Raw genomic sequence first — 16736 nt, 5'->3', positions numbered from 1 at the left:
ATGGAAGCGAGCAAATCCGCCTCAGCCACGATCGCGCAACCGAGCGCCGACCTCAATCCTTTCTTGCATGATCTCGGAGTCGAATTTTTGGAGATGGAAAACGGTCAGGCGCGGCTCGCGCTGGATCTGTCCGAACGCCATATGAACAGTTGGCAAATCACGCATGGCGGTGTGCTGATGACTATGCTTGATGTGGTCATGGCGATGGCCGGACGCTCGCTGCATGCTGATCTCAAAGGTGTGGTTACGGTGGAAATGAAAACCAGTTTTTTGCAACCGGGTGGCGTAGTCGGCGGCAGCATCGAAGCGCGTGGCAAAGCCTTTTATCAATCCACCACCATGTGTTTTTGTGAAGGTGAAATTTGGAATGGTGAACGCTTGGTCGCCAAGGCGATGGGGACCTTCAAATATCTGCGCCGCTTGAAATCGGGCGACAATATGAAGAAATTGTACGGTAGTGACTGAATTGTTTCAGTTTGCCGAAAATTCAAGGAGACAAAATGCAGCAAACCCCGATTGCGCTATTCCTGAGTAGTTTTTTTTGTCTGACTCTGTCCACCCATGCGGTCGCCCAAAGCAGCATAGCCGATGCGGCCGCCAGCGATCCACAACAACTCGGCTGGATGCAAGGCTTTCCACCGCCGGCCGATAAGCTGGTGAAATTTTCCAACGGCAGTAATTATCAATTCCCACGCACCCGCTGGTCATTCTCACATGGCCGCGAGCTGGGTCCGACTGCGAACGTTTGGCACGGTGCCGGCCCGGTCTCGGTGCTGCCGCAAGCTTTGCGCGATCTCGCTGCGCTGCCCTTACGCGATACCAACGATGTCGCGGTCAGCTGGAGCGACATGGAGAGCGCCACCTATACCGACAGCATACTGGTGCTACATCAAGGGAAAGTAATTTACGAAAAATATTTCGGCATCACAAAGCCATACCTGCCGCATATCGCCATGTCGGTTACTAAATCGTTTGTCGGTACCTTGGCCGCCATGTTGGTCGAAGAAGGTAAATTGTCAGCCGATGCGCCGGTCACCGACTATGTGCCGGAGTTGAAAGACAGTGCCTATGGCGACGCCACGGTACGCCAGGTGATGGACATGACCATAGGCGTGCAGTATTCGGAAGCCTATGCCGACCCGAAAGCCGAAGTCTGGGATTACGCGCGCGCCGGCGGTTTGTTGCCGACCAAGCCAGACTATGCAGGGCCGCATAGTTTTTATGAATTCTTGGTCAAGCTGAAAAAACAGGGCGAACATGGCCAAGTATTTGCGTATAAAACTGCTAACGCCGAAGTGTTGGCGTGGATAGTCAGGCGCGCCAGCGGCGTTTCCTTGGCCGATTTGTTATCGCAACGCATTTGGCAAAAACTCGGCACCGAAAATGACGCCTATTTTTCTGTCGACAGCATCGGCACCGAACAAGGTGGCGGTGGCTTGAACCTGACGCTGCGCGATATGGCACGCTTCGGTGAAATGTTGCGACTCAATGGCAAATTCAATGGACAGCAAATCGTGCCGGCGGCCGTAGTCGCCGATATCCGCAAGGGCGGCGATCCAGCTAAATTTGCGCCGGCCGGTTACACTAGCTTGCCCGGCTATTCGTATCGCAATATGTGGTGGGTCGGGCATGCCGGGCATCACCCGTTTGAAGCGCGCGGTATTCACGGTCAACGGATTTACATCGATCCGGCCGCGCAACTCGTTATTGTGAAATTTTCTTCCCACCCGCTGGCCGCCAATGGCGCCAGCGATCCTATCACGTACCGTGCTTTTCAAGCACTGGCTAACGCACTGATGAAATGAGTCTCTTATGAATAATACTTTTCAACGTATCGTCCTCGCCTCCCGTCCACAAGGCCAAGTCACGCTCGACAACTTCCGTCTCGAAACGGTCGGTATTCCGGTTCTCGGCGCCGGCGACGTCTTGGTACGCAATCATTACATGTCGCTCGATCCGTATATGCGCGGCCGTATGGAAGAGAGTAAAAGTTACGCCGCCCCGCAGCCACTCAATGAAACCATGATAGGCGGCACGGTCGGCGTGGTCGCAGCCAGCAATAATGCCCGCTTCGCCGTTGGCGACCAAGTCATTGGCATGCTCGGTTGGACCGAAATGGCGATCTCAGACGGTCTTATGCTGCGCAAACTCGATACCAGCCACATTCCCTTGTCGGCCTATCTCGGTGCCGTCGGCATGCCGGGCCTGACCGCTTGGTATGGTTTGACCCAAATCATGCATGTCAAAGCCGGTGAAACCGTGGTGGTCTCGGCGGCCAGCGGTGCGGTGGGCAGCGTGGTTGGGCAGTTGGCCAAACAAAAAGGCTGTCGCGTGGTCGGGATTGCCGGCGGTGCGGAAAAATGCGCCTATGTGGTCGATGAACTCGGCTTTGATGCCTGCGTCGATTACAAAGCCGGTCAGTTGCACGACGATTTGGCCGCTGCGACACCGAATGGTATTGATGCCGTGTTTGAAAACGTCGGCGGTGAAATTTTTGATGCCAGCTTGGCACGCATGAATCCGTTTGGTCGTATCGCTTTGTGCGGCATGATCGCCGGTTATAACGGCGAAGCGATCAGCATTCGCAATGCGCGCGCTTTTTTGACTATGCGCTTGACGCTGCGCGGCTTTATCGTCTCTGAACACATGGACCTGTGGCCACAAGGTTTGCAAGAACTCGGTACGCAAGTCGCCAGTGGCAGTTTGAAATTTCGCGAATCGGTGGCCGATGGCATCGCCGCTGCACCGCAAGCCTTCATCGGTTTGCTCAAGGGGCAGAATTTCGGCAAGCAGTTAGTTAAATTAGTTTAATTTTTCCATAAAAATAAGCAGGAGACAAAAAATGAAAATATTTAAAGATCGCGTCGCCGTCATCACCGGTGCCGCCAGTGGTTTCGGCCGTGAATTTGCCTTGATCGCCGCCGCGCGCGGCATGAAATTGGTACTCGCCGATGTGCAGCAAGATGCACTCGATCGTACCGCAGCCGAACTCACAGCACAGGGCGCAGAAGTGCTGGCCATGCTGTGCGATGTGCGTCATGCTGCGCAAGTACAGGCTTTGGCCGATGCCGCCATGCAGCGTTACGCTGCGGTTCATTTGGTATTCAATAATGCCGGCGTCGGTTCCGGTGGCTTGGTGTGGGAAAATACCGAAGCCGATTGGGAATGGGTACTCGGCGTTAATCTGTGGGGTGTGATTCACGGCGTGCGGATTTTCACCAACCTGATGCTGGCTTGCGCCAAGCGCGATGCCGATTATGAAGGTCACATCGTCAATACCGCCTCGATGGCCGGTTTGCTCAATGCCCCTACCATGGGCGTCTACAATGTCTCCAAGCATGCAGTGGTATCCTTGTCTGAGTCGCTGTACCAAGATTTGCAATTGGTCGGCGCTCCTATCGGTGCTTCGGTACTGTGCCCGTATTTTGTGCCGACCGGGATTTCGCAATCGCATCGCAACCGTCCCGACGATGTCAAAGGCAGCCTCGCACCAACCGCCAGCCAACGTGCGGCGCAAGCGATGTCGGATAAAGCCGTTAATTCCGGTAAAGTGACGGCGCAGGAAGTGGCGCAGAATACCTTCAACGCCATCGATGCCGAACAATTTTATATTTACTCGCACCCATCGGCTTTGGCGAATGTACAGGAACGCATGGAAGACATCGTCATGCAACGCAATCCCGGCGACCCGTACAAGGCGGCACCGCATATCCGCGCTATGCTGCGCGAAAAACTCAAAGCCTGATTCCGCCACCGCCAGGAGTTCCCATGACTGCAGCCATACAGACTGATCAATATCTCACGCTCGACAACGGCACGCGCTTGCATTTCGCTTCAGCCGGTGAAAAAGGCCGGCCGCTGCTGCTGTTTGTGCACGGCTTTCCGGAATTCTGGTACGAATGGGTGGCGCAATTGCCCGAGTTCGGGCGCGATTACTATGCGCTCGCGCCCGATTTGCGCGGTTTTAATCTGTCCGACATGCCGACCGATTTGGCCGCTTACAAGGCGCGCCACATCGTCGACGATTTGCGCTTGCTGATTTTAGCCAGCGGTTATCAGCGTGCCGTGATCGTCGCGCATGATTGGGGTGGGGCCGTGTGCTGGAATATGGCCATCGCTCTGCCACAGATGGTGGAAAAGCTGATTATCATCAATTCTCCGCATCCGTATTTGTTTACGCAAGCGCTGGCGCAAACTGGCAGCCAGCAAGCTGCCAGCGAATACATGAACTGGCTGCGCGCCGAAGGTTCGGAACAAGCACTGGCCAACAATGATTTTGCTTTGCTCGATGGTTTCTTTAACGGCATGGGGCAGCCCGCAGCGGCTTGGTTTGATGCCGCCACCAAGGCGCGCTACCACGCCTGCTGGGCGCGCGGACTGCATGGCGGAGTCAATTATTACCGCGCCTCGCCACTGCATCCACCAACGGCCGGGCAGCGTGGCCCCTTGCAATTGAATTTGAATCGGGACGACTTTCAAGTTCGCGTGCCGACCCGCGTGATTTGGGGTGAAAATGATCAGGCCTTACCGGTCACTTTGCTCGATGGTTTGGAAGAATTTGTCGCCGACCTGCAGGTCGAGCGGATTCCCGAAGGCAGTCATTGGATCATTCATGAGCAGCCGCAGCGCGTCAACACGCTGATACGGCGCTTCTTGAGCGAATAGGAGAGCTCGCATGGCACGCCAAGACTTTACTTTTTTTCACGCGCTGCGGGTGCGCTGGTCGGAAGTCGACATGCAGGCCGTGGTATTCAACGGCAATTACCTCAATTATGTCGATGTCGCCTTTACCGAATACTGGCGCGCCACCGGCTTACCGAATGCGCAGCAACAGGCGAGGGAAGGGCAGGAGTTGTATGCGCGCAAAGCCGGTCTCGAATATCTGGCACCGGCGCGCTTTGATGATGTCTTGACGATAGGCATGCGCTGTGGCCGTATCGGCAACTCCTCTATGCAATTCTTGATAGAAATCTATCGCGACACCGATTTGCTCGTCAGCGGCGAACTCGTGTATGTGTATGCCGACACCGCCGCCCGCCGGGCTGTGACGGTGAATCCGGCTTGGCGTGCGATAATTATGAACTTCGAAACCTTGGCACCAGCCTGAGACTATGACTACTTTACCTGCCACTACCCGCATCGTGCTTGGCGATTGGGCCACCTTGGAAACTGATGCGTATGCCGTGCGCCATGCCGTATTTGTCGTTGAGCAACAAATACCGGTCGAACTCGAGTGGGATGCCATGGATGCGCAATGCCTGCATGCTGTCGCGTATAACGAGCAACAAGAGCCGGTCGGTACCGGCCGCTTACTGCCGGATGGACATATCGGTCGCATGGCGGTGTTGGCGAGTGCGCGCAATACTGGCGTCGGTGCGCAAATTCTGCGTTTGCTGATGGAACAGGCGCGCTTGCGCGGCGATGTGTCGGTGCGTCTCAATGCCCAGCAAGCAGCAGAAACTTTTTACTCCCGCGCCGGCTTCGCCCGCGACGGTGAAATTTTCATGGAAGCCGGGATTGCGCATATTGGTATGCAGCATCGCTTCCCCAGGTCATAGCAGGCTGCTCGGTTGCCATTGTGCTTGAAGCAGCGCAACCGCATTTTTATACCTGAAACACCGTATACCTCGTCAGTCCCGCATGCTGTTGGCTGTTACCCAGTATCGTTTTTGGCACTGAAAACACCATCATTTCTGGTATGTTCAGTTAAGCACGAACTCCACCAGGTTCCCGCCAAAAGCGCGCTGAGCATTACCCACAAGTCAGGTCGATTGCGCATCCACCCAGCCGTCCAATTCGTCATTGCCGCGCAGGTGCCTTTTATCTCTGTGCTGCTCAGGCGCAGCAGGCCGTGTTGATTTAACAGAAAAAAGTGCCCTTGATCGACCCTCCCAGCCTGAAGGCACTAAGGTGCCACTCGATTCCTGCCTACGCAGGAATGACGAGGCGAGAGCACGGGCGAATGACATGTCTGCCAGTTGGAGTAATGATACCGACTGAAAACCCTTTTGCGACAGCCTCTTCAGGTCGGAGATGGAGAGCTCGGAGGCATAGCCTCCGGGCTTTTCTTTTTTAAAAGGAAGCCAATTGGGCGAATTCTGGAAATACCGTGTCGGCAACTGACGCATGATTTGCGAAATTCGCGACAAGCAATTTCTGATTACTTTAGTAAGTTTTGGCAATTTGCGCGAGGTGTAGCGACGAGGAGACGTCATAGCAATATAGTGGGCAGTGCCAGCAGTCCGACGAGGGCTGGTGGCGAGTAGTCCCAGGAGCCTGAGCAGATTTCCGTATGATCGTTGTTATGAAGCAACTTGGTTGAAAAACACTGATTGGCATTATCGTGCTGTTTAGGCTACATTAATAAGACTGCCAAGACAGTTAATTTAGCCTTTGCCCACACGCGCTTTTCGAAAGAGCTCAGCATGGATGTCATTCCCGATACGCAAGCGCGTTGTTTTGATATCTTTAACGGCGATGCCGATGGTATTTGCGCCTTGCATCAGTTGCGCATGGCCTTTCCGCAGAAGGCCATCGAAGTCACCGGGGTGAAGCGTGATATTGCCCTGTTGGAAAAAATCTCGCCCAAGGCTGGCGATCGTCTGACGGTACTCGATATTTCCTTCGATGCCAATAATGCAGCTTTGCAGCGCCACTTGGCCGCCGGGGCGGAAGTGAGGTATTTCGATCATCACAGCGCCAATACCGTCTTTACCCATCCGCAGTTGCAGTTTCACTGGAGCGAGGCACGCGATGTTTGCACCAGTATTTTGGTCGACCGTTATCTTGGCGGTCGCTATGTGATGTGGGCGATGGTGGCTGCCTATGGCGACAACCTCAACGCCGTCGCCAATGGCATGGCGATGCAACAGAGTTTGAGTTGGGCCGATCGTTCGCAATTGCAAGAGCTCGGCAAACTGCTCAATTACAATGCCTATGGCGAACAAGTCGAAGACTTACACCTGCACCCGGCTGAGCTGTATCGCGAAGTCCAGCATTACGCCAATCCTTTCGACTTCATTCAAAGCTCACCACATTTCCTTGCCCTGCAGTATGCGTATGCAGAAGAATCGACCTATCTGGCCGGCCTCAAGCCAGCCAGTAACAATGTCTGGGGGGCAATCTACATCTTGCCTGACGTCTCGTGGGCACGCCGCATTTCTGGCTTGCTGGCCAATAAATTGCATGAAGAACGTCGTGAGCAGTCGTTTGCCGTCCTCACGCCTAAGCGTGGCGGTGGTTATGTTGTCAGTGTGCGCTCGGCGCAGCCGGAGCGGCAAGCAGCCAGCCGCTTTTGTGAGGGCTTCCCCGGCGGCGGTGGGCGGCAACTGGCGGCCGGCATTAATCACCTTGAGTCGGCTGACGTTGATGATTTTTTTGCCCGTTTCTTTGCCTACTTTATTGCACTGTGAAGCACACCCAAGTCTTCGCTTTGTCGTTCCCATAGTCAATTGAGTCGCTGCAATGTGTGAGACACCAAAGGCGCATCGTCGTTCTTCTCAGCGAACCCAATCTTCGTAAGGCAGACCAGAAACGCGGGCAAATTCACGCACATTGTTTGTGACCAGCACGCAGCTCGAAGCCATCGCATGACCTGCAATCGCGCTGTCGTTCTCGCCAATTACCAAGCCTGCCGTAGTGAGTTGAATCTTCACCGCTATCGTCGCGTCAACCGCGGCTTGGTCCCACGGCAAGACCGCATCGAGGCGTTTCACGAATTCATCAATCAGCGTTTTGTGCTTGGGCGATGCCTTTTTGCCGATCTGTCCGTAACGCATTTCAGCATAGGTAATTGCAGAAATTACAATTCGATTATTTTGCGCAACCTCCTTAGCTAATCGCTGCAAAACCGACAAAGGGTGCTCGCGCATAATGAACGAGCAAATGCAGGTATCGAGCATGTACGTCGTCACAAAGTAAACCTGCCTTCATCGCTGATCAGGCTTTGACGATCTTGCAGAAAGTCTGCATCAACTTTGGGTAATTCAGTCAGCGATATCCAGCTCGGACGAACCGGGCGTAGGGTGATGGTGTCACCGCTGCGGGTAATTTCCAGCTCACTGAGCCCTTCATAAGACATGTCAGTCGGGAAGCGAATTGCTTGATTCTTACCGTTCTTAAAAATTGCGACAGTCCGCATAATCTTACTCCTGCATCTGTTTAACACAGCTTACTATAGCAGTCCGTTAAGACCTATGCAATGCCTATGCTCACATCAGCTAGGAGCCTGAGCGGCAGAACGAGTCGAAGCGAAATATGGACCGCTCAGGTGATTTTGCAGCCGACTCCGTTCTGCCGCTCAGGCTCCTAGGCATACTTGCCCGCGCGTTCACAGCAGCGCGACCACTACCCCGGCCGTCAAGACCAGTGTGCCGGCAATACGTTCAGTGATCAGCGCATAGCGTGGCGCGGTGGCATGTTGGCCGAGTTTGCCGGCCAGCATGCCGTACGCGAGTAAGATAAAAAATTCCGGTATCATCGAGCACGCTGCCAAAATGAGCATTTGCCCGGCCAGTGCGGCTTGTGGGTCGATGAATTGCGGCAGGATTGAGACAAACATCAGCAAGCCCTTGGGATTGCTCAATTGCAGCAGCATGGCAGCGCGATAAATCTGCATGGACGTGCGCGGGGTATCCGCGGCACGCGGCAGCGTCAGCGCCGAGGGGCGGCCGAGCAAGGCGCAGGCACCGAGATAAATCAGATACGCCGCTCCGCCGTATCTGAGTGTATGAAATAAAAGGGGGGCGGTTAACAATAGTGCGCCGATACCGCTGGCTGAGAGCGCGAAATACACCGCATTGCCGCTCAAGATGCCGGCCGCGGCCCAGAGCGAAGTGCGCCAGCCACGTGCCATCGCGCACGCTATCACCACCATTACCGCGGGTCCCGGCGAGAGCGACAGCGCGGCTTCGGTGGCGGTAAACAATGCCAGATTATGCCAATCCATTGCGTTTTATTCTTGCAGAAATGCGCGCAAGGCATCGAGCACTTGGTCGGCTTGTTCAGCCATCAGCGCATGGCCGCACTGATCGAGCAGCACGAAGCGGCTGTGAGCGATCTGTTGATGCAGCAGGGCGGCGGCTTTCGGTGGCGTCATCTGATCTTTTTTTCCACTCAATAGCAAGGTCGGGCAACGCACGCTGTGTGCTGCTGCAGCACCGTTGGCATAGGCATTGCAAGCGGAAAAATCGATATGAAAAATCGCTTCGCTGCTGCCGGCGGCAATTTTCTGCATCAAGCGGCGGCTGCCGCCCAGAATGGAAAAACCGGGTCCGGGGCAAGACGGTTTATGCGTCATTGCGCTGTGTGACCAAATATTGACCATGTCGATCGCGCTTTGTACCTCATCGCGCGCGGCATTGAGCAGGCTGTCTGACACTTTCATTGGCCAGGCACTGCCGAGCAAGCCCAGATGCGTCACGCGCTGCGGCGCGCGCGCACATACTTCGAGGGCAATCAGCGAACCCATGCTGTGGCCTATCAATGCGGCTTGTTCCACACCGGCGGCATCGAGCACGGCCAGCACCCAGTCGGCCATCTGTTCGACACTGGTGAGCGCGCTGCCGCCGCTGCGGCCATGCGCCGGTAAATCGAGCGCCAACACATTGTAACCATGATGGGCCAGGTAACGGCTTTGCAAAGCCCAGACGGAATGGTCGTTTTGCGCGCCGTGAAGGAACACCACGCTCGCTAGTGCCGGATTGATCGCCTTGCCGCCGCTGTAGCAGTAGGCTTGCTGGTGTTGTACTGTGTACATCATGTCAAGCCCCCTTCATGGCGGCTTTCAAGCCACGCGCCAAGTCTTCGATCAAATCATCGGGGTCTTCCAGCCCGATTGATAAGCGCATGGTGCCTTCGCTGATGCCCGAGGCGGCCAATTGTTCTGCCGGTACGCGGAAATGCGTGGTCGAGGCCGGGTGGATTACCAAGGACTTGGCATCGCCGACATTGGCTAAGTGTGAAAACAACTGCAGTGCTTCGACAAAGCGGCGGCCCGCGGCGCGATCGCCTTTGAGGTTGAAAGAAAACACTGCCCCCGCACCTTTTGGCAGCAGGGTCTTGGCCAACTCGTAATCGGGATGGCTGGCTAGTTCCGGATAAGCGATCGATGCCACCGCCGGATGGCTGAGTAAAAATTCCACTACCTTACGGGTATTGGCGACATGCCGGTCCATGCGCAGGCCCAGGGTTTCTATGCCCTGTAAAATCGCAAACGCATTGTGCGGGCTCATGCAAGCGCCGAAGTCGCGCAAACCTTCGCGTCGTGCGCGTAAGGCGAACGGTGCCACACTCGATTCCTCGGCAAAGACCATGCCGTGAAAACCGTCGTAGGGTGCGCAGAGTTCTTCGAAACGGCCGCTTTGTGCGTAGGCCTGTTGCCAATCAAATACGCCGCCGTCAACCAGCAAACCACCGATGGCGGTGCCATGACCGCACAGAAATTTCGTAGCCGAATGACAGATCAGGTCGGCACCGTGTTCGAACGGCCGTAATAAATACGGAGTGGTGAAGGTGGCATCTAACAACAGCGGTAAATAATGCTCATGTGCCAGCTCACTGACGGCGGCGATATTGAGCACATCAAGACCGGGGTTGCCCAAAGTTTCAGCGAACAAGGCCTTGGTGTTAGGGCGGATCGCGCCACGCCAGGCATCGAGATCGCGCGGATCGACGAAACTGGTTTCTATGCCGAAACGTTTCATCGTATACGCGAGTAAATTCTGCGAGCCACCGTAAATCGCGCGCGAGGCGACGATGTGCGAGCCACAGCCGGCAATCGTTGCGATCGCCAAATGCAGTGCTGCTTGGCCGCTGGCTACGGCGATCCCGGCGACACCGCCTTCGAGTGCGGCAATCCGCTCTTCGAGTACCGCATTGGTCGGATTCGAAATGCGGGAATACACATGGCCGGCGCGTTCCATATTGAACAGGGCGGCAGCGTGGTCGGTATCGTTAAATACAAACGAAGAACTGAGATAAATCGGTGTTGCTCTGGCGCCGGTTGCCGGATCTGGCGTGGCACCGGCATGCAAGGCTAAGGTATCGAAGCCGGGGTAATGTGGTCCGCTCATAGACTGCTGTCTCCATATTTTGATGTAGCAATGCTACCATTAAGCTTCACTGCGGAATATGTTTTACACTGGAAAATCGGCGAAGGCGCTGGATTTTTTCAAGCGCTTGCGATACATTGAACAGTAGTGGTGGAAAAATACAGATAACAGAGGGGGACACACGATGAAAGTTTCAGAAATACTCCAGGTCAAGGGCAATATCCTGTTTACGATTACGCCCGACACATCGATCGTCGAAGCCGTCAGCTTCATGGAAGAAAAAGATATCGGCTCATTAGTTGTGATGGAATACGGCGACCTCGTCGGTATCTTGACCTTTCGCGAAGTGATCCGCGCGATTCATACGCATCAAGGCTCGATCGGTAACGGCACGGTGCGCAAATACATGGATGATCACCCGATGACGGTGACGCCGGAAACGGAAGTCAATGAAGTGCGCCGCATGATGTTGGAAAAACACTCGCGCTATCTGCCGGTGATGGACGCCAAAACTCTCATGGGCGTGATTTCATTTTATGACGTTGCCAAAGCCGTACTCGAAGCGCAAAGTTTTGAAAATAAAATGCTCAAGGCCTATATCCGCGATTGGCCGGCAGAGCAGAACGAAGAGTAATAACATGAGGCGGATAAGGGCTTAAGATGCCCGCAACATGTAAGGCCCGTAACGCCCGCCGGTTTCTGTGATCAGAATGCGGGCGTTTTTCATTATACGAATACAAGGATGTATATGCATATCGCCGTCGTAGGAGCAGGTTTGTCCGGATTGACCGCAGCCCGTCAACTGCAAGCGCAAGGACATGTCGTGACCGTTTATGAGAAAAGCATGGGCGTCAGCGGACGCATGAGCACGCGCCAGACCGAATTAGGTGGCTTTGATCATGGCGCGCAGTATTTCACTGCCAGCTCAGAGCGCTTCAAGAAAGAAGTGAATGATTGGAAAAAACTCGGTTGGGTCGCCCAGTGGGATGAGAAGTTGGTCAAGCTCGATCATGCTGTGAGTAAAGCTGCCGGCCAATCCGGCAAGCGCTATGTGGCCGTACCTGGCATGAGCGCACTGGGCAAACAACTGGCGCATGGTCTCGATGTCCGTAAAGAACAGCAAGTTACCTCCTTGGAAGCGTATGGCACGCAATGGCTGTTGAACATCAAGAGCGATGCGGTGGCGATTGCCGCCTCGGCCGGGCCCTTCGATGCCGTGATACTGGCCGTACCGGCCGATCAAGCCGCACCCTTGCTGGCACCCTTACCAGCCTTTGCGGCCCAAGCCGAAGCGGCCAAGCTGGCACCGTGCTGGACTCTGATGCTTGGTTTTCAAACCTCGCTGGAACTGCCTTACGGCGGTGCCTGGGTCGAACAGTCGCGCCTGGCTTGGATTGCGCGTGACACCTCGAAGCCCTTGCATAGAGTGGGCGAGCGCTGGGTCGCGCAGGCCACACCGGCTTGGAGCCTCGAACATCTGGAAGAAGATCCGGAGCGCGCCAAAGAAAAACTGCTGAAAGCCTTCCATGAAGCCACCGGCAGTTGGATACAGCCGATTCATGCCGTGGTCCATCGCTGGCGCTTTGCCCAGGCCGAGCACCCGGTCGCCGCCGATTGCCTGTGGGATGGCAAACAAGGTATAGGCGTGTGCGGTGATTGGTTTGCCGCCGGCCTCGAAGGCGGCGGGCGGGTGGAAAATGCCTTCCTCAGCGCCTTGGCGCTGGCTCAGCAGTTGCCGTGATCAGCGTTGCATCAGGCGCGCCAAGCTGCGCGCCGGTGCGCCGGCATCGTGGATGGTCCACGATTTTTTAAGATGCGTAGGAACTTCCCAGATTGCCGTGGTACCGGCGCGAAACAGTGCGCTATCCCCGGCTTTCAGGTGGAAGTGGTGGCCCAGATAATCGATCTCAACGCTGCCGTCGAGAATGTAAATGGCTTCATCAAATTGATAGTGCCATTCAAATTTCGCGGCATCGCATTCAAAAATGCCGGAGCGGGTTTTACCATCGCTGGATTGAAAAAATTCAGCGGCCCGAAAATTCGGGGTGCCGGCCAATACCCAGTTCGGATTGACCGCGAACGGTAGCAAGCTCAGGGGTGCCGCGGCTTGGCTCGCTGCTGGAGTCGCCGCTACATGGCGGCCAGCCTGATAGGCGATCAACGCGGTCACGCCGGCCAGGCTTAGGGCGACTCCGCAGGCGAGCGCAAGAATTTTGTTTTTCATGTTAACTCCCCGTCACGCTGACCGGTTTGCAAACGCCACAGCGCCGCATAGGCACCGTTGGCATCAAGCAGGGTTTGATGACTGCCGCTTTCGATGATGCTTCCCGCTTCCAACACGTAAATGCAATCGGCATGGCGCACCGTCGAGAGTCGGTGTGCGATGATCAGGGTAGTACGGTCGCGGCTGATGACATCGAGGCTGCGCTGGATCGCCGCTTCGGTTTCATTGTCGACCGCGCTGGTGGCTTCATCGAGTATCAGGATGGCCGGATTTTTCAAAATCGCCCGCGCCAAGGCCAGGCGTTGGCGTTGTCCACCCGAGAGTTTCTGGCCGCGCTCACCGATGCGCGTGGCAAAACCGAGTGGCAAACGCTGAATGAACTCTAAGGCTTCGGCCGCTTCGGCGGCGGCGGCAATGGCGGCATCGCTGGCACCCTCGACACCGTAGGCGATATTCTCAGCGATGCTGCCATCGGTCAGAAAACTATCTTGCGCCACATAGGCGATGGCGCGGCGTAAATCCTGCAAATTCAAACTATCGGTGGCGCAGCCATCGAGCAAAATGCGGCCGGATTGCGGCGCATAAAAGCGCAATAACAATTTCACCAGCGTCGATTTGCCCGAGCCGGTAGCGCCGACAAAGGCCACGGTATGGCCGGCCGGGATGTGCAAGTCGATTGCTGTGAGCGTGGCTTGCTCTCCGTAGGCGAAACTGAGCGCTTCAAAACGCAGCTCGCCACGTACTTGATTGGCCGGCAAGTGCTGCCCCTCGTAAGGAATGCTGATTTTGGTATCGAGCAGGTTCATGGTGCGCGCGATCGCCGACATCGAGCGCTGATACATATCGGCCACATCGGCCAGCCCGGTCATGGGCCAGAGCAGACGCTGCGTCAGATACACCAACACCGAATACGCGCCGACCGCCAGCTCACCGTGCAAAGTCAACCAACCGCCATACACCAGCGTGGCGCTGAAGCCGGCCAGAATCGCCATGCGTATCACCGGGGTGATGGCGGCACTGACGGCAATGGCGCGCGCATTGGCCTCGCGGTAGGTGTTGCTGGCCTCGGCGATATGGGCCGTTTCAAAGGCTTCGGTGGCATAGGCTTTGATGGTGGCCAGACCGAGCAAATTATTATTGAGACGAGCACTGACATCGCCGGCCGCTTCGCGTACTTCGGCATAGCGCGGTGCCAAGCGGCGTTGAAACCAAAAGGCCCCGAACAGAATAGCCGGTACGGGCAAGAGGGCAATCACGGCCAGCGCCGGTTGCAAGGCGAAAAACACGGCGCTGACCATGATCGAAGAGCACAGCACTTGTAAAATTTGGTTGGCCCCACCATTGAGAAAGCGTTCCATTTGATTGATGTCTTCATTGAGAATCGACATCAGATTGCCGGTGCGTTGATTTTCAAAATATGCCATGTCGAGCTTTTGTACATGGTCATAGGTATCGAGGCGCAAATCATGCTGTAAATTTTGCGCCAGCTTGCGCCATTTCAGTGAGAGTAAATATTCAAACCACGATTCGCCACCCCAGATCAAGGCATTCACCACGCCGAGAAAGATCAACTGGTGCCAGGTATCGACGATGCCGAAACCGCCGAGCACGCGTTTGGCGAGAAAACTTTTTTCGCCATTGACGACGATGTCGACCGCCACGCCGATCAATACTTCCGGCAAGACATCAAAGAATTTATTGAGTACCGAGTACAGCATGGCCAAACGGAAGTCGCGCCGGTAAGCGCTGGCGTAATGCAGTAATTTTTTGAGTGGGTGTAGGGTAGGCATGATAGTCAATGAAAAAGGGGACTGCAAAATTTGACAGTCCCCAGGTGTTGCTATGTGTGATCAAAGATGCGCAGAATTAATCTTCGCGACGCAGATGCGGGAACAAAATCACATCACGGATGTTCGGTGAATCGGTGATCAACATCATCAAACGATCGATACCGATGCCGCAACCGCCGGTCGGTGGCAAACCGTATTCGAGTGCGCGGATGTAATCGGCATCGTAATACATGGCTTCTTCATCGCCGGCATCTTTATTGGCCACTTGCGCCTGGAAGCGGGCGGCTTGGTCTTCGGAATCGTTCAATTCCGAAAAACCGTTGGCAATTTCGCGCCCGGTCATGAACAACTCGAAGCGTTCGGTAATGCCGGCTGTCGTATCCGAGGCGCGCGCCAATGGCGAGACTTCGACCGGGTAATCGATGATGTAGGTCGGGTTCCACAACTGCGCTTCGGCAGTTTCTTCAAACAAGGCCAATTGCAAGGCACCGAGACCGGCGGTGGCAAACGGCTTGACGCCGAATTTCAGCAATTCGGTTTTGATGAATTCGGCATCATGCAATTGTTCCTGCGTGTATGCCGGTGCATATTTATTGATGGCACCGACGATGGTCAGGCGTTCGAAGGCTTGCGACAAATCGAGCTCGCGCCCTTGATAAGTCAGCACCGCGGTGCCGTGCGCATCAATGGCCGCTTTGCGTATCACTTGTTCGGTGAAACCCATGAGCCAGGTGTAATCGACATAGGCGGCATAAAATTCCATCATCGTGAATTCCGGATTATGACGTGGTGATACGCCCTCATTACGGAAATTGCGATTGACTTCAAACACGCGATTGAAACCGCCCACGACCAGACGTTTCAAATACAGCTCCGGCGCGATGCGCAGATACATTTCCATATCGAGCGCATTGTGGTGAGTGATGAAAGGCTTGGCCGCGGCACCGCCTGGAATCACGTGCAACATCGGCGTTTCGACTTCCATGAAGTCATGGCCGGCCATGAAATTGCGAATCGACGTCATCGCTGCAGTACGCGCTTTAAAAGTCCGGCGCGTTTCTTCGCTCATGATCAGGTCGACATAGCGTTGACGGTATTTGGTTTCTTGATTTGCCAAACCGTGAAATTTGTCCGGCAAGGGGCGCAGCGATTTGGTCAGCATGCGCAGCGTCGTCACCTTGATGGTCAATTCGTCGGTTTTGGTTTTGAACAGTACACCGACGATGCCGAGAATATCGCCGAGGTCATAGTGACGAAACGCTTCCATTTCATCGACGCCGGTTTTGTCGGCGGTGATGTAGAGTTGAATGCGGCCATCGGCGCGAATCCCCGAGGCATCCTGCAGGGTAGCAAAGGCGGCTTTTTTACCGGCTTCGCGCTTGAGCATCATACGACCAGCCACGCTGACTTCAATGTTCAAAGCTTCCAGCGCTTCACGGTCTAAGCCACTGTATTTTTCTTGCAGCTCAGCGGCGTTGAATTGCGGGCGGAAATCGTTGGGGAAGGCGATTCCCTTGGCACGGATCGCCGCGAGTTTGGCGCGCCGTTCAGCGATGATGGAATGTTCATCGACCGGCAGTTCGGTGGCAGGATGCTGGATTTCTGACATAGATTTCTCTCAATGCGGCGAACCCGGAGTCCGCCTGATTTGTTGTGGCATGCGAGGTACCG

General features: G+C 55.3%; 19 protein-coding genes. 10 read left to right on the top strand and 9 right to left on the bottom strand.

Features of this window, described 5'->3' with window-relative positions:
- From RHM61_RS17530 to RHM61_RS17500, 7 genes are read left to right on the top strand one after another with little or no spacing between them, the layout of a single operon-like run.
- Entirely contained in the window at positions 1 to 465 is a 465-nt protein-coding gene (locus RHM61_RS17530; protein ID WP_322248596.1) for a PaaI family thioesterase, read from the top strand.
- A 35-nt stretch (positions 466 to 500) separates the two neighbouring features.
- Entirely contained in the window at positions 501 to 1805 is a 1305-nt protein-coding gene (locus tag RHM61_RS17525) for a serine hydrolase domain-containing protein (protein WP_416200192.1), read from the top strand.
- 7 nt (positions 1806 to 1812) lie between these two features.
- Positions 1813 to 2811 (top strand): NADP-dependent oxidoreductase, encoded by a 999-nt coding sequence (locus tag RHM61_RS17520; protein WP_322248594.1) that lies wholly within the window; start codon positions 1813 to 1815, stop codon positions 2809 to 2811.
- 31 nt (positions 2812 to 2842) lie between these two features.
- Positions 2843 to 3745 (top strand): SDR family oxidoreductase, encoded by a 903-nt coding sequence (locus tag RHM61_RS17515; RefSeq protein WP_322248592.1) that lies wholly within the window; start codon positions 2843 to 2845, stop codon positions 3743 to 3745.
- Between the two features lie 23 nt (positions 3746 to 3768).
- Positions 3769 to 4665, top strand: a complete 897-nt coding sequence (locus RHM61_RS17510) for an alpha/beta hydrolase (protein WP_322248591.1) — start codon at positions 3769 to 3771, stop codon at positions 4663 to 4665.
- Positions 4666 to 4675: 10 nt separating this feature from the next.
- Complete coding sequence (locus RHM61_RS17505) at positions 4676 to 5107, top strand: thioesterase family protein (RefSeq protein ID WP_322248589.1); 432 nt, start codon at positions 4676 to 4678, stop codon at positions 5105 to 5107.
- Between the two features lie 4 nt (positions 5108 to 5111).
- Positions 5112 to 5558, top strand: coding sequence for a GNAT family N-acetyltransferase (locus RHM61_RS17500; RefSeq protein WP_322248587.1), 447 nt, complete (start codon positions 5112 to 5114; stop codon positions 5556 to 5558).
- A gap of 204 nt (positions 5559 to 5762) precedes the next feature.
- Here the strand turns inward: RHM61_RS17500 and RHM61_RS17495 are convergent, their stop codons facing one another.
- Entirely contained in the window at positions 5763 to 6215 is a 453-nt protein-coding gene (locus RHM61_RS17495) for a hypothetical protein (RefSeq protein ID WP_322248586.1), read from the bottom strand.
- Between the two features lie 210 nt (positions 6216 to 6425).
- Between RHM61_RS17495 and RHM61_RS17490 the strand changes: the two genes are divergently transcribed.
- Positions 6426 to 7412 carry a DHH family phosphoesterase gene (locus tag RHM61_RS17490; protein ID WP_322248584.1) on the top strand — a complete coding sequence of 329 codons (987 nt, stop codon included), beginning with the start codon at positions 6426 to 6428 and terminating at the stop codon, positions 7410 to 7412.
- An 87-nt stretch (positions 7413 to 7499) separates the two neighbouring features.
- Here the strand turns inward: RHM61_RS17490 and RHM61_RS17485 are convergent, their stop codons facing one another.
- The 5 genes from RHM61_RS17485 to RHM61_RS17465 all read right to left on the bottom strand — a co-directional run bounded on the left by RHM61_RS17485 (position 7500) and on the right by RHM61_RS17465 (position 11072).
- On the bottom strand, positions 7500 to 7901 hold the full coding sequence (locus tag RHM61_RS17485; protein WP_322248583.1) for a type II toxin-antitoxin system VapC family toxin: 402 nt from the start codon (positions 7899 to 7901) through the stop codon (positions 7500 to 7502).
- 8 nt (positions 7902 to 7909) lie between these two features.
- Positions 7910 to 8140 carry a type II toxin-antitoxin system VapB family antitoxin gene (vapB, locus tag RHM61_RS17480; RefSeq protein ID WP_322248582.1) on the bottom strand — a complete coding sequence of 77 codons (231 nt, stop codon included), beginning with the start codon at positions 8138 to 8140 and terminating at the stop codon, positions 7910 to 7912.
- A 189-nt stretch (positions 8141 to 8329) separates the two neighbouring features.
- A complete protein-coding gene (locus RHM61_RS17475) occupies positions 8330 to 8947 on the bottom strand; it encodes a LysE family translocator (protein WP_322248581.1) in 618 nt (205 codons plus the stop codon).
- A 6-nt stretch (positions 8948 to 8953) separates the two neighbouring features.
- Positions 8954 to 9760, bottom strand: coding sequence for an alpha/beta hydrolase (locus tag RHM61_RS17470; protein ID WP_322248580.1), 807 nt, complete (start codon positions 9758 to 9760; stop codon positions 8954 to 8956).
- Position 9761: 1 nt separating this feature from the next.
- Positions 9762 to 11072 (bottom strand): O-acetylhomoserine aminocarboxypropyltransferase, encoded by a 1311-nt coding sequence (locus RHM61_RS17465; protein ID WP_322248579.1) that lies wholly within the window; start codon positions 11070 to 11072, stop codon positions 9762 to 9764.
- Between the two features lie 163 nt (positions 11073 to 11235).
- Here RHM61_RS17465 and RHM61_RS17460 point away from each other — a divergent pair, with 163 nt between their 5' ends.
- Positions 11236 to 11685 (top strand): CBS domain-containing protein, encoded by a 450-nt coding sequence (locus tag RHM61_RS17460; RefSeq protein WP_322248578.1) that lies wholly within the window; start codon positions 11236 to 11238, stop codon positions 11683 to 11685.
- 114 nt (positions 11686 to 11799) lie between these two features.
- On the top strand, positions 11800 to 12792 hold the full coding sequence (locus RHM61_RS17455; protein WP_322248576.1) for an NAD(P)/FAD-dependent oxidoreductase: 993 nt from the start codon (positions 11800 to 11802) through the stop codon (positions 12790 to 12792).
- Here the strand turns inward: RHM61_RS17455 and RHM61_RS17450 are convergent, their stop codons facing one another.
- The 3 genes from RHM61_RS17450 to lysS form a co-directional block, all read right to left on the bottom strand.
- Entirely contained in the window at positions 12793 to 13275 is a 483-nt protein-coding gene (locus tag RHM61_RS17450) for a cupin domain-containing protein (RefSeq protein WP_322248574.1), read from the bottom strand.
- Positions 13272 to 15065 (bottom strand): ABC transporter ATP-binding protein, encoded by a 1794-nt coding sequence (locus RHM61_RS17445; RefSeq protein ID WP_322248573.1) that lies wholly within the window; start codon positions 15063 to 15065, stop codon positions 13272 to 13274. The genes RHM61_RS17450 and RHM61_RS17445 overlap by 4 nt, the downstream gene beginning before the upstream one ends.
- A 76-nt stretch (positions 15066 to 15141) precedes the next feature.
- A complete protein-coding gene (gene lysS, locus RHM61_RS17440; RefSeq protein WP_322248572.1) occupies positions 15142 to 16674 on the bottom strand; it encodes a lysine--tRNA ligase in 1533 nt (510 codons plus the stop codon).
- Positions 16675 to 16736: the final 62 nt, after the last annotated feature.

The organism is Undibacterium sp. CCC3.4 (genome assembly GCF_034347425.1).
In the GTDB taxonomy this organism is placed as follows: Bacteria; Pseudomonadota; Gammaproteobacteria; order Burkholderiales; family Burkholderiaceae_D; genus Undibacterium.
Note: the sequence above shows the minus strand (reverse complement) of the source record. Positions and strands in the feature narration are given on the sequence as shown.

What these genes read in the sequence shown, in the direction of transcription:
- RHM61_RS17530 (WP_322248596.1), top strand. Translation starts at nt 1, where the DNA reads ATGGAAGCGAGCAAATCCGCCTCAGCCACGATCGCGCAACCGAGCGCC.
- RHM61_RS17525 (WP_416200192.1), top strand. Translation starts at nt 501, where the DNA reads ATGCAGCAAACCCCGATTGCGCTATTCCTGAGTAGTTTTTTTTGTCTG.
- RHM61_RS17520 (WP_322248594.1), top strand. Translation starts at nt 1,813, where the DNA reads ATGAATAATACTTTTCAACGTATCGTCCTCGCCTCCCGTCCACAAGGC.
- RHM61_RS17515 (WP_322248592.1), top strand. Translation starts at nt 2,843, where the DNA reads ATGAAAATATTTAAAGATCGCGTCGCCGTCATCACCGGTGCCGCCAGT.
- RHM61_RS17510 (WP_322248591.1), top strand. Translation starts at nt 3,769, where the DNA reads ATGACTGCAGCCATACAGACTGATCAATATCTCACGCTCGACAACGGC.
- RHM61_RS17505 (WP_322248589.1), top strand. Translation starts at nt 4,676, where the DNA reads ATGGCACGCCAAGACTTTACTTTTTTTCACGCGCTGCGGGTGCGCTGG.
- RHM61_RS17500 (WP_322248587.1), top strand. Translation starts at nt 5,112, where the DNA reads ATGACTACTTTACCTGCCACTACCCGCATCGTGCTTGGCGATTGGGCC.
- RHM61_RS17495 (WP_322248586.1), bottom strand. Translation starts at nt 6,215, where the DNA reads ATGACGTCTCCTCGTCGCTACACCTCGCGCAAATTGCCAAAACTTACT.
- RHM61_RS17490 (WP_322248584.1), top strand. Translation starts at nt 6,426, where the DNA reads ATGGATGTCATTCCCGATACGCAAGCGCGTTGTTTTGATATCTTTAAC.
- RHM61_RS17485 (WP_322248583.1), bottom strand. Translation starts at nt 7,901, where the DNA reads ATGCTCGATACCTGCATTTGCTCGTTCATTATGCGCGAGCACCCTTTG.
- vapB (WP_322248582.1), bottom strand. Translation starts at nt 8,140, where the DNA reads ATGCGGACTGTCGCAATTTTTAAGAACGGTAAGAATCAAGCAATTCGC.
- RHM61_RS17475 (WP_322248581.1), bottom strand. Translation starts at nt 8,947, where the DNA reads ATGGATTGGCATAATCTGGCATTGTTTACCGCCACCGAAGCCGCGCTG.
- RHM61_RS17470 (WP_322248580.1), bottom strand. Translation starts at nt 9,760, where the DNA reads ATGATGTACACAGTACAACACCAGCAAGCCTACTGCTACAGCGGCGGC.
- RHM61_RS17465 (WP_322248579.1), bottom strand. Translation starts at nt 11,072, where the DNA reads ATGAGCGGACCACATTACCCCGGCTTCGATACCTTAGCCTTGCATGCC.
- RHM61_RS17460 (WP_322248578.1), top strand. Translation starts at nt 11,236, where the DNA reads ATGAAAGTTTCAGAAATACTCCAGGTCAAGGGCAATATCCTGTTTACG.
- RHM61_RS17455 (WP_322248576.1), top strand. Translation starts at nt 11,800, where the DNA reads ATGCATATCGCCGTCGTAGGAGCAGGTTTGTCCGGATTGACCGCAGCC.
- RHM61_RS17450 (WP_322248574.1), bottom strand. Translation starts at nt 13,275, where the DNA reads ATGAAAAACAAAATTCTTGCGCTCGCCTGCGGAGTCGCCCTAAGCCTG.
- RHM61_RS17445 (WP_322248573.1), bottom strand. Translation starts at nt 15,065, where the DNA reads ATGCCTACCCTACACCCACTCAAAAAATTACTGCATTACGCCAGCGCT.
- lysS (WP_322248572.1), bottom strand. Translation starts at nt 16,674, where the DNA reads ATGTCAGAAATCCAGCATCCTGCCACCGAACTGCCGGTCGATGAACAT.